Source organism: Fodinibius sp. AD559 (assembly GCF_052712805.1).
Genome location: NZ_JBQPVW010000008.1, coordinates 111,668 through 127,975, shown reverse-complemented (window position 1 = coordinate 127,975; position 16,308 = coordinate 111,668). Strand labels below are relative to the sequence as shown.

At 39.0% G+C, this 16,308-nt stretch carries 15 protein-coding genes and 1 pseudogene; all 16 read left to right on the top strand.

The window, feature by feature from the left end; genetic code table 11:
* Positions 1-183 (top strand): annotated as a pseudogene (locus tag ACQ4LT_RS13860) (UDP-glucose 6-dehydrogenase); the annotation flags it as partial.
* A gap of 56 nt (positions 184-239) precedes the next feature.
* Positions 240-911, top strand: a complete 672-nt coding sequence (locus ACQ4LT_RS13855; protein ID WP_445666654.1) for an IS1595 family transposase — start codon at positions 240-242, stop codon at positions 909-911.
* 94 nt (positions 912-1,005) lie between these two features.
* Complete coding sequence (locus ACQ4LT_RS13850; protein ID WP_445666653.1) at positions 1,006-1,983, top strand: UDP-glucuronic acid decarboxylase family protein; 978 nt, start codon at positions 1,006-1,008, stop codon at positions 1,981-1,983.
* Positions 1,984-2,224: 241 nt separating this feature from the next.
* A complete protein-coding gene (locus tag ACQ4LT_RS13845; protein ID WP_445666652.1) occupies positions 2,225-4,027 on the top strand; it encodes an ABC transporter ATP-binding protein in 1,803 nt (600 codons plus the stop codon).
* Positions 4,028-4,044: 17 nt separating this feature from the next.
* Positions 4,045-5,028 carry an NAD-dependent 4,6-dehydratase LegB gene (locus ACQ4LT_RS13840; RefSeq protein WP_445666651.1) on the top strand — a complete coding sequence of 328 codons (984 nt, stop codon included), beginning with the start codon at positions 4,045-4,047 and terminating at the stop codon, positions 5,026-5,028.
* Positions 5,028-6,179, top strand: coding sequence for a LegC family aminotransferase (locus ACQ4LT_RS13835; RefSeq protein ID WP_445666650.1), 1,152 nt, complete (start codon positions 5,028-5,030; stop codon positions 6,177-6,179). Before ACQ4LT_RS13840 ends, ACQ4LT_RS13835 begins: the two co-directional genes overlap by 1 nt.
* Complete coding sequence (locus ACQ4LT_RS13830; RefSeq protein ID WP_445666649.1) at positions 6,169-6,792, top strand: acetyltransferase; 624 nt, start codon at positions 6,169-6,171, stop codon at positions 6,790-6,792. The genes ACQ4LT_RS13835 and ACQ4LT_RS13830 overlap by 11 nt, the downstream gene beginning before the upstream one ends.
* Positions 6,789-7,817 (top strand): N-acetylneuraminate synthase, encoded by a 1,029-nt coding sequence (neuB, locus tag ACQ4LT_RS13825; RefSeq protein ID WP_445666648.1) that lies wholly within the window; start codon positions 6,789-6,791, stop codon positions 7,815-7,817. Before ACQ4LT_RS13830 ends, neuB begins: the two co-directional genes overlap by 4 nt.
* Complete coding sequence (gene neuC, locus ACQ4LT_RS13820; protein WP_445666647.1) at positions 7,814-8,974, top strand: UDP-N-acetylglucosamine 2-epimerase; 1,161 nt, start codon at positions 7,814-7,816, stop codon at positions 8,972-8,974. The genes neuB and neuC overlap by 4 nt, the downstream gene beginning before the upstream one ends.
* Before the next feature lie 5 nt (positions 8,975-8,979).
* Positions 8,980-9,864 carry a methionyl-tRNA formyltransferase gene (locus ACQ4LT_RS13815; protein ID WP_445666646.1) on the top strand — a complete coding sequence of 295 codons (885 nt, stop codon included), beginning with the start codon at positions 8,980-8,982 and terminating at the stop codon, positions 9,862-9,864.
* A complete protein-coding gene (locus ACQ4LT_RS13810) occupies positions 9,861-10,544 on the top strand; it encodes a PIG-L deacetylase family protein (protein WP_445666645.1) in 684 nt (227 codons plus the stop codon). Before ACQ4LT_RS13815 ends, ACQ4LT_RS13810 begins: the two co-directional genes overlap by 4 nt.
* The gene (locus ACQ4LT_RS13805; protein WP_445666644.1) at positions 10,531-11,580 is read left to right on the top strand and encodes a nucleotidyltransferase family protein; all 1,050 of its coding nucleotides are present in this window, start codon (positions 10,531-10,533) and stop codon (positions 11,578-11,580) included. Before ACQ4LT_RS13810 ends, ACQ4LT_RS13805 begins: the two co-directional genes overlap by 14 nt.
* Complete coding sequence (locus ACQ4LT_RS13800) at positions 11,577-12,287, top strand: acylneuraminate cytidylyltransferase family protein (RefSeq protein ID WP_445666643.1); 711 nt, start codon at positions 11,577-11,579, stop codon at positions 12,285-12,287. Before ACQ4LT_RS13805 ends, ACQ4LT_RS13800 begins: the two co-directional genes overlap by 4 nt.
* Positions 12,288-12,318: 31 nt before the next feature.
* Positions 12,319-14,133, top strand: a complete 1,815-nt coding sequence (locus ACQ4LT_RS13795) for an LIC12162 family transferase (RefSeq protein ID WP_445666642.1) — start codon at positions 12,319-12,321, stop codon at positions 14,131-14,133.
* A gap of 329 nt (positions 14,134-14,462) precedes the next feature.
* The gene (locus ACQ4LT_RS13790; protein ID WP_445666641.1) at positions 14,463-15,464 is read left to right on the top strand and encodes an IS30 family transposase; all 1,002 of its coding nucleotides are present in this window, start codon (positions 14,463-14,465) and stop codon (positions 15,462-15,464) included.
* 22 nt (positions 15,465-15,486) lie between these two features.
* Positions 15,487-16,296 carry a sulfotransferase gene (locus ACQ4LT_RS13785; protein ID WP_445666657.1) on the top strand — a complete coding sequence of 270 codons (810 nt, stop codon included), beginning with the start codon at positions 15,487-15,489 and terminating at the stop codon, positions 16,294-16,296.
* Positions 16,297-16,308 lie beyond the last annotated feature (12 nt).

Genomic DNA, 16,308 nt, shown 5'->3' with positions numbered 1-16,308 from the left:
TGCACCGAGTGGAACGAGTTCCGCCGGCCGACGGTCGACAATTTTGCCGATGAGATGAAAGATCCCGTCATTTTTGATGGGCGCAACCTCTACGATCTCAAACGAGCAGAGAAAGCAGGTATCACTTATATCAGTGTGGGGAGGCCAACGGTAAATGAGCCTGAACTTGAAACAGCAGAATAAACTAGGGTCTTATGAAGTATAGCATGTTATAGAAGTTTGTAACATATTGCTATACAATGAATAACAAGTATTACAAGCGTTCGAGAATTTCTGAGGCCAAATTCCGACATTTAATTAAGTGTTTTTCACTGGATTTGACTGCGACCGAAACGGCCGAATTGACTGGAATTTCGTTGCGTTCGGTAACAGTGATCTTTGACAAACTGCGTAGCAAAATTGCTCGCTGGTCTGAGCAACTGGCTCCCTTCGGTGGAACCGTTGAAGTTGATGAATCTTACTTTGGCCCTCGACGGATTCCCGGTAAACGGGGCCGCGGAGCATCGGGTAAAACGATTGTCTTTGGCATTTTCAAGCGCCAAGGCCAAGTGTACACCGAAATTGTTCCGGACGCCCGAAAAAAGACGCTGCAACGCGTTATTCGCGGGAAAATTGATCCGGGAACCGTCATTCACAGCGATGGCTGGCGCGGCTATGACGGCCTCGTTGACGTTGGATATGACAAGCATTACCGCGTGAATCATGGCCAGGACCAGTTCGCCGATGGCAGCCGCCATATTAATGGGATCGAGTCGTTCTGGAGCTTTGCCAAACGCCGGTTGGCCCAGTTCAATGGTGTTCCCAAAAGGAAGTTTTATCGCTATTTGAAAGAAACTGAATTCCGTTTTAATCATCGAAATAAAAACTTATATAACGTCTTACTGGAGAAGCTCCGAGAGGACCCTCTTTGAGAGCTTAACTTCATAAGACCCTAAACTAATATGTCCTCCTGGAATTATTTTAGGATCTGTCAGAACAATTATTAATATAATTATTGAAACTATTTTGAATAAAGAAAATAGACAAAAGCGAGTACTCATCACGGGCGGTGCCGGCTTTCTCGGTTCGCATCTCTGTGACCGTTATATCAAAGAGGGATACGAAGTAATCTGTATGGATAACCTCTCCACCGGTAATGCCGATAATATTGCTCATCTTTTTGGGAATGAGAACTTTGAATTCATCAACCATGATGTCACTAATTTTATTCATGTGGGCGGGGAATTGGATCTAATTCTTCATTTTGCGTCTCCGGCTTCGCCCATAGATTACCTGGAGATGCCGATTCAGACGCTTAAGGTGGGATCACTTGGAACTCACAAAGCACTAGGATTGGCCAAAGAGAAAAATGCCCGATTTCTACTGGCCTCCACCAGCGAGGTGTATGGTGATCCGTTGACCCATCCACAAAGCGAAGACTACTGGGGGAATGTGAACCCCATTGGCGATCGCGGTGTGTACGACGAAGCAAAGCGTTTTGCTGAGGCGATGGCCATGGCCTATCACCGCTATCACGGAGTTGAGACCCGTATCGTGCGTATTTTTAATACCTATGGCTCGCGAATGCGTATTCATGACGGGCGCGCCTTGCCAACTTTCATGAGGCAGGCACTGAACGGCAATCCGCTGACCGTTTACGGCGATGGATCACAAACCCGATCTTTTATGTATGTGGATGATTTGGTAGAGGGAGTGTGGCGACTATCGCAATCAAACTTTATAGAACCAGTAAATATTGGAAATCCCGATGAAATTACCATTTTGGATTTTGCCAAAGAAATTATTGAATTAACTGGTTCTGAAAGTGAGATAACTTTTGAAGAATTGCCTAAAGACGACCCGCAGGTGCGCCAGCCGGACATAAATCGGGCTAAAGAGGAGCTAGATTGGGAACCACGCTACGATCGTAAAGAGGGAATTAAGAAAACCCTCGAATACTTTGAGGAAAAAGTTAATAAAATGAATATTAACAAACCTATTTAGAAAGTCCCTCTTGGCGAAGAGGGATGCAGGCCCAGTGGAATTTGTTTTATCCTGTGGAACCTTATTATTCAACTGGGTTATTCCACGGGCTATGGGAGATTGATCTAGCCTATTCAGTTATGTGCAAATTTTCACAAGCTATACTTCTTAGAAAGTTTCAATAAGAAGGTGACAAATCCTTCTAATTGGTTCAAAATTTTTTTATCTACATAAGCTCGTTAAATACGCTTAACCTAATTGCATGGATATACTCAGAAATATAAAACGCTACCTGGATATCTATCAGCGCTATATAGGCCGCCGCCTGTATATAATCTTCGGGCTTACGCTGCTGGCCGCCCTGGCGGAAGGATTTGGCATTGCCATGCTACTTCCGTTGCTGCAGTCGATTAATGCAACAGATGCTGCCGAAATGGACTCCAAAACCCGGCTTATGTATGATTTTCTCGATACCATGGGGATGGCCGACTCGGTGGGTGCGATCCTTGTTTTTATTGCGCTGGCTTTCCTGGGTAAGGGACTGCTGAAGTTTGCCGAGCAGGGTTACCAGGGCTACCTGCAGGCGCAGCTGCTGCGCGAATTGAAAACACGGTTGTTCGATAAATACAGCAACATGGAGCTTAATTACTACAATCAGCGCAACACCGGCCACTTTATTAATGTTATTAACCAGCAGACCAACAGGTTCTATAGTTCTTTTAGTCAGTTCACGAAGTTTTTATCCATGTTTATCACCACGGCGGGTTATATGGCTATTGCGTTTTGGATGACCTGGCGATTTGCTCTCATGGCAATGGTCGCTGGCGGTGGAATCTTACTGCTATTCACCTATTTGAATCGATATGTGCGAGATCTATCTCGCAAAACGTCTAAGGAGATGAGTCATCTGAACCACCTGTTGGTACAGGCGCTGCAGGCATTTAAGTATATTGTATCTACCGACAAGGTGGACCATATGCGGCAGGGCATTAATGACAGCATTTACCGCTGGACCGGCTATACCTACTGGCAGAAAATTGCTGGGGCGTTCACTAACGCTATCAAGGAACCTGTTTCCATATTTTTTATTGTGATGGTAATTGCTTTGCAGGTTACGGTATATGAGCAACCGTTGGCTCCTATTTTTGTTTCATTATTGTTATTTCATCGTGGTATGCAGTCGATGATAGGTATTCAGCGTAATTGGCAGTTAACGATGGATAAAATAGGCTCGGTGGAGATGGTAGACGACGAATTTAACGAAGTAGAGCAGTGGCAGGAAAAGTCTGGCAAGGAGCAGGTAGGGAGATTAGCAAATGGTATAACCTTCGACAATGTCTGGTTTGCATATGATAAAGATGACGGCCCTGTGCTCAAGGATATCAACATTGATATCCCAGTAAATAATACGGTGGCTCTGGTTGGAGAATCGGGGGCTGGTAAATCGACGCTGGTGGACCTGATGACACTTATGCTAAAACCCCAGCAGGGCGATATATATATCGATGGAATAGCAGGATCCAACATTGATCTGCCGACTTGGCGTTCACAACTGGGATACGTCTCGCAAGAGACAGTGGTATTTGATGATACTATTGCGAATAACATCAGTATGTGGGCCGGGGAACACAGCAAGATGAAAGAGGGCGAGTTGGAAATGAAGGTCAAAACGGCAGCTGGAAAAGCCTATGCGGCGCCCTTTATTAAAGGGTTGCCTAACGGCTACGATACCGTAGTTGGTGACCGCGGGGTGCGCCTTTCTGGCGGTCAGCGTCAGCGGCTATTCATCGCCCGTGAGCTGTTCAAGCGGCCCAATCTTTTAATACTTGACGAGGCCACAAGTGCTCTTGACACCGAATCGGAGCGATACATACAGGACAGCATTGACGGACTCAAAGGAGAAATAACGGTAGTGATTATTGCTCACCGCCTCTCCACGATTAAGAACGTGGACCGGGTATACGTTCTGGACGAAGGGCGAGTGATCGAACAGGGATCGTATGATGAGCTATATTCGCATGATGATTCCCGATTTAAGGAAATGGTTAAAATGCAAAGTTTGTAAAATGTAGAATAATTTATATGAAAGTTTTAATTACAGGCGCTGATGGTTTTATTGGCAGTCACCTGACAGAATCACTTTTAGAAGAAGGCTACAGCGTTAAAGCCTTTTGTTATTATAACTCTTTTAACTCTTGGGGTTGGCTGGATACGTTCCCAAAAAATAAGCTGGATGAGATAGAAATATTTACCGGAGATATTCGAGATCCCAATGGGGTGCGAACTGCCATGAAAGATGTTAATGTAGTTTTTCATCTTGCGGCTTTAATCGGTATTCCATTTAGTTATCATTCCCCGGATAGTTATGTAGATACTAATATAAAAGGTACTTTGAATATTTTGCAGGCAGCTCGTGATTTAGATATTAAGCGAGTACTAGTAACTTCTACTTCGGAAGTGTATGGAACTGCTCAATATGTGCCAATAACGGAAAAACATCCCAAACAGGGGCAATCACCTTATTCTGCTTCTAAAATTGGAGCAGATTATATGGCCGAATCTTTTTATCGAAGTTTTGATATGCCTGTTACTATGGTTCGTCCTTTTAATACGTATGGACCAAGGCAGTCTGCAAGGGCAGTTATACCTACTATTATCACACAATTGGCAAGTGGTAAGGATCAAATTGAATTGGGAGACTTACACCCTACGAGAGATTTCGTCTATGTTAAGGATACTGCAAAGGGCTTTCTGAAAGCTTCTAAATGTGATGACCTTATTGGTGAAGAGGTTAATATTGCGACACAAAATGAAATTAGTATTGGAGATTTAGCACAGGAAATTATTGATCAAATAAATCCTAATGCTAAAATTAAACAAGATAACCAGCGAGTTCGACCAGAAAAAAGTGAAGTATATCGATTGTATGGTTCCAATGAAAAATTAGAGGAATATACAGGATGGGTTCCTGAATATTCCCTAAAAGAGGGAATTGAAAAAACGATTGATTGGTACAGTAAAGAAGAGAATTTAAAACACTTTAAGACGGATATTTATAATATTTGATGTCAGATTTAATAGATAATACTGTCAATTTTATTAGAGAATATTTTGAAACGAAGGATGTTATCCCTCTTCACGTACCTAGATTTTTAGGAAATGAAAAAGAATATGTAGCTAATACCATTGATTCAACATTTGTTTCTTCGGTTGGGGCCTACGTAGATCAGTTTGAAGATAAAATTGTAGAACTTACGGAAACCAGAAGGGGGGTGGCCGTAGTGAACGGTACTTCTGCACTCCAAGTAGCATTGCGTTTAACAGGTGTGGAAGATGGGGATGAAGTACTAACCCAGGCCTTAACATTTGTAGCTACAGCTAATGCCATTCGATATAACGGTGCCGACCCTGTTTTTTTGGATGTGGACCGTGATACTATGGGGTTATCACCCAAAGCTGTAAAACAGTTTTTGGATGAATTTGCTGAAATTCGTGAAGACGGGTGTTATAATAAACAAACAGGCAATAGAATTGCTGCTTGTGTGCCTATGCATACGTTTGGTTTTCCTGTTCATTTGGATGAGTTGGAGTCTGTTTGTAAAGAATGGAATATACCAATCGTAGAAGATGCTGCTGAATCGTTGGGATCTTTATATAAAAGAAAGCCTACCGGTAGTTTTGGAGAATTTGGGATATTCTCATTTAACGGCAATAAAATTGTTACAGCCGGTGGCGGAGGGGCTATTGTTACGGATAAGATAGAAGCCGGACAACATGCAAAGCATTTAACAACGACTGCAAAGAAGCCCCATGACTACGAGTATTACCATGACGAATTGGGTTATAACTACCGTATGCCCAATTTAAATGCAGCCTTAATTTGTGCTCAGTTGGAGCAGCTTGACAGGTTTATTGAAAATAAACGTGCTTTAGCTGGAAAGTATTCAGACTTTTTTGAGAAAGAAGGGGTTATATTTCGGACAGAAAACACGGATACCAAAGCTAATTACTGGTTAATGTGTGTGGAATTGGAAGATCGAAAACAGCGAGACCTCTTTTTAGAGAAAACAAATGAAAAGGGGATTATGACCCGACCTATATGGCAGCTTATGTATCGTTTGCCTATGTATGAGGATTGTTTCCGGGATGACCAGACGCATGCTGAATATCTGGAAGATCGGATTGTAAATATACCTAGCAGCGTTTATGTCAAATAGCAAGAATATATTATTAGGATATTCAGGACATGCTTATGTAGTTGCTGAGGCAGCTTTTAAAGCAGGTATAGCAATTCATTATTACGCCGATAAGGAAGAGGCTCAAAATGATCCATTTAATTTGGATTATTTGGGCTATGAAGGGGGTAATGATTTTGATGGCTGGAACAAAGGGTTTGGTTTTATTCTGGGAATAGGAAATAATGATATTCGAACCAAACTGGGCAAATTAGTTACGAGCAGGAAAGAAGAATTATTGACTATTATTCACCCTTCAGCTGAGCTCTCCAAAAGTGCTGATGTTGGGCAGGGAACTTTTGTTTCTTCCCAAGCAAGCGTTAATGCCTTGAGTAACATAGGAAGATTTGTAATTCTGAATACGAATTGTGTGATTGAACACGAATGTCATATTGCTGATGGTACGCATATTGCACCGGGGGCTGTATTAGCAGGAAATGTTAAAGTCGGACAAAGTTCGTTTATTGGTGCTAATGCAGTTGTGAAGGACGGAGTTACCATAGGTGAAAATGTAATCGTAGGAGCGGGTGCAACCATTATTAATGATATACCGCATAATAAAAAAATTGTAGGTAATCCGGGTCGAGAAATATGAATTCTGATAAAGCAAAAATCATTGCAGAAGCTGGTGTTAATCATAATGGCGATCGTAGTATAGCGGAAAAATTAATCAAGGTTGCGGCTGAAGCGGGCGTCGATTTCGTAAAGTTTCAGACGTTTAACGCAGATAAAATAGTAAGCACAAAGGCGCAGAAAGCAGAATATCAGTCAAATAATGTTGATAGTGGTTCTGATGATCAGTACAGCATGTTGAAATCAGTAGAGTTGAGCGAGGAGGATCATCAATTTATTATAAAGAAATGTGAAGAAAACAATATCCGATTTTTATCTACTGCTTTTGATGAAGATGGCATTGATTATCTTGATCAGTTAGGATTACCGTTTTTCAAGAGTCCATCCGGTGAAATTACAAACTACCCTTATTTGCGAAAACTGGGACAAAAAGGGAAACCAGTTATCCTTTCCACCGGTATGGCAACCATGCAGGAAGTGGAGGATGCGATTTCGGTATTGACTGAATTTGGTTTAAAAAAAGAAAATCTTACGGTTCTTCATTGTAATACCGAATATCCTACACCCATGGAAGATGTGAATTTAAAAGCAATGAACACTATTGCAGAAGAATTGGATGTTAAGGTGGGATATTCTGATCATACCTTAGGAATAGAGGTCCCGATAGCAGCTGTGGCAAGAGGTGCAAGAGTGATAGAGAAGCACTTTACGCTTGATAGAGATCTGCCGGGGCCTGATCACCGGGCCTCATTAGAGCCTGATGAGTTAAAAGCTATGGTTGAAGGGATCAGAAATATTGAAAAAGCTCTTTCTGGAGATGGCATAAAGAAGCCAAGTAGAAGTGAGAGAAAAAATATTGAAGTTGTTCGGAAAAGTCTTCATTTGAAGCGAGATGTTAGGAATGGAGAAATACTTAAAGAAGAGGATCTAATTCCATTACGGCCAGGAGATGGGATATCACCTATGGACTTTACTAATATAATTGGGCGGAAAGTAACCAATAATCTCAAAGCAAATGATCAACTGAGCTGGGATGATTTAGCATGAGTAAAAGAAAAATTGCCGTTATTACCGGTACAAGAGCCGAATTTGGGTTGCTTTATTGGGTAATAAAAGAAATTATAGATGATCCTGATTTGGAGTTACAGTTATTTGTAACAGGTATGCATTTATCTCCGGAATTTGGTTTTACGGTTGAAGATATTGAAGAACAAGACATACCCATTGCAAGAAAAATTGAAATTTTGCTTTCTTCTGATACCCCTGTTGGGATTAGTAAATCTATGGGATTAGGTATGATTTCGTTTTCTGAAGCGTTTAATGATCTGCAACCAGATTTAGTATTGGTTTTGGGTGACCGCTTCGAAATTTTCTCAGCGGTATCAGCTGCCATGATCGCTCGCATCCCAGTTGCACATTGTCATGGAGGAGAGGCAACAGAAGGGTTGATTGATGAACCTATTCGACATTCTATTACCAAAATGAGTCACCTTCATTTTACTTCTACAGAGAAGTATAAAAAGCGAGTAATCCAATTGGGAGAACAACCTGATCGGGTTTTTAATGTTGGAGCATTGGGTATTGAAAATATTTATCGACTTGATCTTTTAGATAGGTCGGATTTTGAGGAAAGTATAGATTTTGAGCTAAATTCTCCTACCTTTTTGGTAACCTACCATCCGGTAACTCTTGAAGAGAAGACAGCAGAAAAACAAATTAATGAATTATTAAAGGCTATAGATCAATTTACAGAGGCAAAAGTGATTTTTACAATGCCCAATGCAGATACGGATGGTCGAATAATAATAAAGCGGATAAATAATTATGTGCAGAAGAATTCTGCCCGATGTGTGTCATTTAAGTCACTGGGACAAATTAGATATCTGTCTGCTTTAAAATATGTAGATGTGGTTATTGGTAATTCTTCAAGTGGTTTAATTGAAGTCCCTTCCTTTAAAACGCCTACGGTAAATATTGGGGATCGACAGAAAGGACGAGTAGCCGGTCCGACCGTGCTACAAGTTAAAACGAATACTGATGATATTATTAAAGGTATCCATAAGGCATTAGATGATGACTTTATAAAATCAATACAGGAAGAACATAATCCCTATGATAATGGGTTGTCATCTGATAAGATAACTCCAATACTTAAAAACTTTGAATTAAATAATATTCTTAAAAAAGAGTTTTACGATATCTAAAAGATATGCGAGTACTTTTTATTGGTTGTGTTGAATTTTCTGAAAAAGCATTAAAGAAATTAACAAGTCTTGATGTAGACTTAGTTGGAGTAGTTACGAAAGAACGTTCCGCTTTTAATGCTGATTTTGTCGATCTTTCGGAATTAGCAGGAGTACATAATATTCCTAATCACTATACTAATGATGTAAACTCAAAGGAAACAGTTGACTGGATTGAAAAAAAACGACCAGAGGTAATTTTTTGTCTGGGATGGTCACAATTATTAAAAGAGAAGGTATTACATGTTTCTCCTAAAGGTGTTGTAGGGTTTCATCCCGCCAAATTACCCTATAATCGTGGTCGCCATCCATTAATATGGGCTATAGTATTAGGATTAACCGAGACAGCTTCTACTTTTTTTATTATGGATAAAGGAGCGGATACCGGAGACATTATTTCTCAAAAGTCCTTCCCAATCCATTTTGAAGATAAAGCAATTGATGTTTATGAAAGAATGATAGAAACTGCGGCAGGACAACTTGAAGAAATAGTTAAACAATTTGAAACGGGAGATATCCAAAGGATTCCCCAGGATACAAGTACTGGCAATAGATGGCGGAAAAGAGGAAAGGAAGACGGGAAGGTTGATTTTAGAATGTCTTCGGAGAATATTTACAATTTGGTGCGAGCACTAAGCGAACCTTATGTAGGAGCCCATTTTGAATATCAGGATGATGAAATTAAGGTTTGGGATACTAAAATAGAGAAGCAGGCACCCCGAAATATTGAGCCGGGTAAAGTACTTGATGTTAATAATAGGAAGATATTAGTTAAAACGGGTGATAAGGCTATATGGATTACAGAGCATGGGTTAGATGAAACACCTAAGAAAGGTGAGTATTTATTATGAGTAAAACAGTATTAATTGTATCTGCCCATCCTGATGATGAGACCCTTGGGGCAGGAGGCACAATATTACGCCATTCGAAACAGGGAGATGATATTATTTGGTTAATTGTAACCAATATTTTTGAACATCAGGGTTTTAGCAAACAGCGAATATCTGAAAGGCAAGAAGAAATTGAGCAGGTAGCCGAGCGTTTTAATTTTGAGGATACGGTCAAGCTTGATTATCCGACAATGAGTTTGAGTTCACAGGACTTAGGGGAACTAATTTCAGATATTTCAAAAGTTGTTAAGGAGTATAAACCGGAAGTTATCTATACAATGAACAGATCAGATGCCCATTCTGATCACCGCATTATATTTGATGCGGTCATGGCCTGTACAAAATCTTTTCGCTATCCTTTTATTAGGGAAGTTTTAATGTATGAATGCATATCGGAGACGGAGTTTGCCCCGGCGTTGCCTGAAAAAAGATTTCAGCCAAACTGTTATGTAGATATCAGTGCCGAGCTTGAAGAGAAGATAGAAATCATGAATATTTTTGAGTCTGAAATGGGGGATCATCCATTTCCACGTTCTGAACGAAATATAAAGGCGTTAGCCACTCACCGTGGGGCCACTGCTGGTGTGGAGTACGCAGAAGCATTTCAAATAATAAAATCTTATCGTTTTGAGACATTATAAAGAACATCTTATTCAAACAGGAACTCCTATTAAGGAAGCATTAAAAGTTTTAGATAAACTGGCTAAAGATGCTATTACTTTTATTGTTGATGAAGATGATAAGTTGTTAGGATCTTTAACAGATGGTGACGTGCGTCGGGGACTGATTAACGACGTACAAACAGATCAGCCTGTTGATGATATCATTCAGCCAGATCCGAAATTTATTCGAAAGAGTGACTATGATATCGAAAAGATCATAAAATACCGAGAAAACAATTTTCAGATACTGCCTATTTTAGATGAGAATGATCGGGTGATTAATGTACTCAACTTCAATTATCTGAAGTCTTATTTGCCCGTTGATGTGGTAATTATGGCCGGGGGAAAAGGAACTCGTCTTCGTCCGTTAACTGAAGACACCCCCAAGCCATTATTAGAAGTGGGGGATAAGCCGATATTGGAACATAACATACAACGTTTGTGTGAATTTGGAATAGATGATTTTTGGATTTCAGTAAACTATTTGGGGGAACAGATTGAGGAATACTTTGGAAATGGAAATTCCCAGAATTTTCAGATAGAATACGTGTGGGAGGACAACCCATTGGGAACAGCGGGCGCATTGTCTAATATTGATAATTTTCGCCATGATTATGTTCTTTTGACCAATTCTGATATCCTTACAAACCTTAATTATGAAGATTTCTTTTTGGAGTTTTTAAGCCAGAATGCTGATTTTGGAGTTGTTACCATACCATATAAAGTGGATGTACCTTATGCCGTATTGGAAACATCAAATGGACACGTTATGAATTTTAAAGAGAAGCCGACATATACTTATTATTCCAATGGTGGGATCTACTTGATGAAACGAGAAATCGTTGATTATATCCCTAAAGGAGAATTTTATGATACAACAGATTTAATGGAGAAATTAATCGAAGATGGCAAAAAAGTTTTTTCCTACCCGCATACTGGTTACTGGCTTGATGTGGGTAAGCATGAGGATTTTAAGAAAGCTCAAAAGGATATTAAAAGAATGAATGTTTCATGAAACCGTTAGTAGTTATTCCCGCTCGAGGTGGATCAAAAGGAGTGCCTCGAAAAAATATCAAAGAGCTTGGTGGCAAACCGCTTATTTATTACACCATAGAAGCAGCAAGAGAAGTTTTTGATGATGATGTAATTTGTGTTTCTACTGATGATAAGGAGATAAAAGAAGTTGTTGAACAAACAGGTTTGGAGGTCCCTTTCTTACGCCCCGAAAAATTTGCCACGGATACTGCAGGAACCCGTGGCGTTTTGCTCCATGCTCTTAAGTTTTACAAAGAAGAAATGGACTATAAAGCTGATACCATTATTTTATTACAACCAACTTCGCCATTTCGAACAGCGCAACACATAAACGAGGCATTAGAAAAATATCATTTTGGTTTAGACAGGGTCGTTTCCGTAAAAGAAACTGATGCGAATCCCTATTTTGTTTTATTTGAAGAAAATGAAGAGGGATTTTTAAAAAAATCTAAAGAAGGTAGCTTTAAACGTCGACAGGATTGTCCCAAGGTCTGGGAGCTGAATGGTGCTATTTATATCATTAACGTAAACTCATTAAAAAATGAAGAAGTGTCCGAGTTTAGAAGAGTTAAGAAGTATGTAATGGATGAAGTGAGTTCTATAGATATTGATAGTGAATTAGATTGGAAAATAGCTTGTAGTATTTATTATAATATCATAATCAGCAGAAATATTGATTCTAAGTAAACATGCATTACGAAATTAGTTGCAATCTTAAATGAGAGAAAATAATATAGTCCTAACGGGTTTAAAATTATCTTGGAAAAAAAATAAAAAAAATATTGTTATAGCTCCATGGTGTCTAAATGGCAACCAGGAGAATTATGAATATGAAATTGATTATACATTAACCAATTTAGATCACGACGATTTTAAATGGGCATCTCAAAAATCACAAGTTCTCTATGAAAGAATAATTCGTATAGTTGCTGAAAAATTGAATGAAATTCATGGCCTTAATAAAAGTATGAGATTCTGGGAGATATTATTAGGTCAATTTGTATATGGACAGATTGAGCTATTAATAGAGAGGAAGATATATATTGACAGTATTCTGGATAAATATTCGAATGTACAATTTTCTTTGATAGCAAATGATAGTTTTGGTACTCCTGATGTTGATTTGTTTTATCTTATGTTATACAATCATACATTTAATTTACAATTGTTTAGTCAACTCATTGTTGATAATGAGTATTATGAATCTGAACTATCTGTAAAACTTAATCAGGCGGATGATTTTTTTAGTCGGGAACAAGCAGATGATTATTCAAAAAGTTCAGGTTACTTAGCGTTACTTAAGAATACTTTAAATTCAGTATTTAATTATAGGGATAAAGGGTTTGAGTCAGAATTTGCACTAAGAACTGGAGGTATATCAAGTATAAATAGATGGAAGCTAACTCTGTTAACAGGATTAAGGGTTTGGGGGGCTTATAAAGTAGGTGACTTACCCAGTTTAAAAAAAATAACTTTAGATGATGGTAAACGTGAAAAATTAAAAGAAATAAGAACTGAAGATGATTTTCAGAATAAAATAATTGAAGCCATCTCAATAAATATTCCTAAAATTTATATAGAAGGATTCGATTTAACGAGGGGAATATTAGAGGATAATGTGGATCTGAATAAAAATCCTACTGCTATCTTAACTGGAAGATCTTCGGACCCATTAGTGCGTTTATGGCAAGCTGAGTGTGTTGAAAGAAATAGTAAATTGGTTGCCATACAACATGGGGGAGGATATGGTGAAGTAGATTTTAATCAGGAAAAATTTGAGCGGTCGGTTTCTGATTTTTTAGTTACGTGGGGTTGGAAAGAGCATGATAAAGACCTCCCACTACCAGCAAGTAAACTTATAGGAAAAAATGAATATACTGCAAAAAAAAGAGGTGGTGTAGTATGGATAACTAACTCAGTAGAACACTATAATACTAGACGTTACAGGTTGAATATTACCCGGCAACAAATATTTGGGGAAAGACAAAATTTTATAGAATGGAATAATACTTTTGCCGGTTCTATAAGCGAAAAAGTTATTCAAAATATTGAAATAAGATTTAAGCCAGTAGATATAAAATATGATGATCTAAAAAAGGTATTGTATCATTATTTGGATTTGTCTGGGAAGCCTACTGAAAATTTGAAGAAGCTTAGTCTAGATGATTGGAGTTTATCGCTAACAGAAAAAGCTAGAAATGCAAGATTAGTGGTTTTTGATCAATTTGGTTCTACAAGTTTTCTCGAACTTATTGGGTTAAACAAACCAGTTATTTTATTTGCAGACATTGACTACGAAGATATTAGGGACATTGCCAAGCCCTATTATAAGAAATTGGAAGAATACGATATATTTCATAGAACCCCCGAATCTGCAGCGCAAACAGTAAATGAAATATTTGAGGATCCAGAGACATGGTGGAATGAACCTGGACGTAATCAGTGCGTTGATAATTTTAGAGATACTTTTGCATGGACTGATGATGAGGCATTAAAAAAGTGGAAAGAATTTATTCTAGAATTGTCTGATTAAATTACATTTTGTAGATACTATGACCTCTTTTATTAGGTCACGTTTTAAAGACATTTATTATGTCTTAAATAAAGAAAACATTCTTCTTCAGCATGAGCCAGAACTCATTTTTCAGCATTGAGGCGGGATGTTCTGGTAATGTAAGATTCCCTGAAAGTTGACCGTTTGAAAGTAGATGAGTTATGTATAGTTATTTTTACAATGGAATTAGACGAAGATCAAGTCAAATTTATGTATTATCTGAGTTCAAGTAGTAAGTGCAACATGAAGTAAGACCCCAGGGAAAAATCCCTGAGGTCTTCAACCAAGCGGGTTATATTCATGTTGTCATGCAAAAATACACCCAACTCAGCCTAGAAAATCGTCATCAGATCAAGGCTTTGCTTAAAGCAGGCCATAATCAGAGTGAAATTGCCCGAACTATCGGTGTACATCGCTCTACAATCAGTCGGGAACTTAGACGTAATGTAGACAATGGCGATTCCACAGGCAACCAATACTGCCCAGAGATAGCCCAGCAGCAGACTTCCCAACGCCACCGGAATAAACCCAAACACCGTCGTTTTACCGACCAACTTAAAGCCCAGGCCCGCCAGTGGCTGACCGAAGAGAAGCTCTCTCCGGAGCTGATCAGTGGTCGCTGGAAGATCTTAGGTATCGATGGGGTTTCCCATGAGACGATCTACCGGTGGATCTGGGCAGCCAAACGCACGACCGATCCAACCGATAAGAACCTCTACAAACATCTCAAACACGGTTGCCGGAAGCGCAAGCGGGGCAACTACCAAGATAGCAGGGGTAGAATCAAAGGGCGTACCTCAATTACTAACCGTCCGGAAGTGGTCGACCAACGGACCCGCCTGGGAGATATCGAAGTCGACCTGATGATGGGCAAAGCCCACAAGTCCGCCCTGCTGGTGCTGACTGATCGCACGACGTTGCTTACCAAGCTCCAGAAAGTCACCTCCCGAAAGGCCGATCCGATGGCCTCCCACATTGTTCGGCAACTCAGCGATATTCCTTCAGGGTTCATCAAAACCCTAACCTTTGACAACGACAAAGCGTTTGCCAAACACCAGCAGATAGCTGCACAGCTACAGGCAGACACCTACTTTACCCGCCCGTACACCTCGCAAGATAAAGGAACCGTGGAAAACCGTATTGGCGTGATTCGCCGATTCTTTCCCAAGGGTATGGATCTTCGAACGGTTTCCGAGGAGCGCATCAAAACCGTGGAGCAATATCTGAACTTTCGACCGGTACGGAAATTTGACTATCTTAATCCCATTCAACAAACGCTAAAATACCGCAGTGTTGCATTAGTTACTTGAACACAGCTTATTTAAAAATTATATTGAAAAAAAGTATAATCAACATTTTCTAAAATTTCCTCAACCTAAAGTAATTGTAATAGGTAATCAAAAATCAGGTACATCGGTAATTGCCAGCTTAATTGCTAAGTGTGCTGGATTTTCGAAGAAAATCGATATACCCAGCATTGCAAATGAGGTAAATCTTTTAATGGAAGGTGAAGAGACTCTTTATAGGCATATAAAAAATTATCCACAATACTTTAATAATGATTTAATAAAAGAACCGCAGTTAATATTTCTAACTCATCAGCTAATTAATATATATCCCAATTCCAAATACATATTCGTAGTACGACATCCCGTTGATAATATAAGGAGTATTTTAGATAGAGTTGAAATTGATCCCAATAACTTACCATCAGACGTTATGCAGGTAAAGGTAAAACCTTATAGTAACGATACTATTAATAACTTTTGGAGAAGTGTTTTAGATGGAAGTAATTTAAAGCAGTGGCATGATCCCAAGCCTACAGATTTTATTTATAATTTGTCAATGCGCTGGAATATCGCTATCAGTAATTATCAGCAACTAAAAAGTAAAGCACTCATACTTAAGTATGAAGATTTTTGTGGTAATAAACAAAAGGAGATCGAAAACTTATGTGCTAAAATGGGTATAAATCAGCAATACGACATTGAAAACTTGGTAAATAATACTTTTCAACCAAGAGGCAAAAATCGAAATATAGATGTTAAGAGTCTATTTAAACATGAGGATTTAAATAAAATCCAAAATATTTGTGCTGATCAAATGAAATGGTTAGGGTATGAACAATATAGAAGCCTTTGAATTAAACCAAAA

What these genes read in the sequence shown, in the direction of transcription:
- ACQ4LT_RS13800 (WP_445666643.1), top strand. Translation starts at nt 11,577, where the DNA reads ATGAAACCGTTAGTAGTTATTCCCGCTCGAGGTGGATCAAAAGGAGTG.
- ACQ4LT_RS13790 (WP_445666641.1), top strand. Translation starts at nt 14,463, where the DNA reads ATGCAAAAATACACCCAACTCAGCCTAGAAAATCGTCATCAGATCAAG.
- ACQ4LT_RS13815 (WP_445666646.1), top strand. Translation starts at nt 8,980, where the DNA reads ATGCGAGTACTTTTTATTGGTTGTGTTGAATTTTCTGAAAAAGCATTA.
- ACQ4LT_RS13845 (WP_445666652.1), top strand. Translation starts at nt 2,225, where the DNA reads ATGGATATACTCAGAAATATAAAACGCTACCTGGATATCTATCAGCGC.
- ACQ4LT_RS13835 (WP_445666650.1), top strand. Translation starts at nt 5,028, where the DNA reads ATGTCAGATTTAATAGATAATACTGTCAATTTTATTAGAGAATATTTT.
- ACQ4LT_RS13795 (WP_445666642.1), top strand. Translation starts at nt 12,319, where the DNA reads ATGAGAGAAAATAATATAGTCCTAACGGGTTTAAAATTATCTTGGAAA.
- ACQ4LT_RS13830 (WP_445666649.1), top strand. Translation starts at nt 6,169, where the DNA reads ATGTCAAATAGCAAGAATATATTATTAGGATATTCAGGACATGCTTAT.
- ACQ4LT_RS13810 (WP_445666645.1), top strand. Translation starts at nt 9,861, where the DNA reads ATGAGTAAAACAGTATTAATTGTATCTGCCCATCCTGATGATGAGACC.
- neuB (WP_445666648.1), top strand. Translation starts at nt 6,789, where the DNA reads ATGAATTCTGATAAAGCAAAAATCATTGCAGAAGCTGGTGTTAATCAT.
- neuC (WP_445666647.1), top strand. Translation starts at nt 7,814, where the DNA reads ATGAGTAAAAGAAAAATTGCCGTTATTACCGGTACAAGAGCCGAATTT.
- ACQ4LT_RS13855 (WP_445666654.1), top strand. Translation starts at nt 240, where the DNA reads ATGAATAACAAGTATTACAAGCGTTCGAGAATTTCTGAGGCCAAATTC.
- ACQ4LT_RS13840 (WP_445666651.1), top strand. Translation starts at nt 4,045, where the DNA reads ATGAAAGTTTTAATTACAGGCGCTGATGGTTTTATTGGCAGTCACCTG.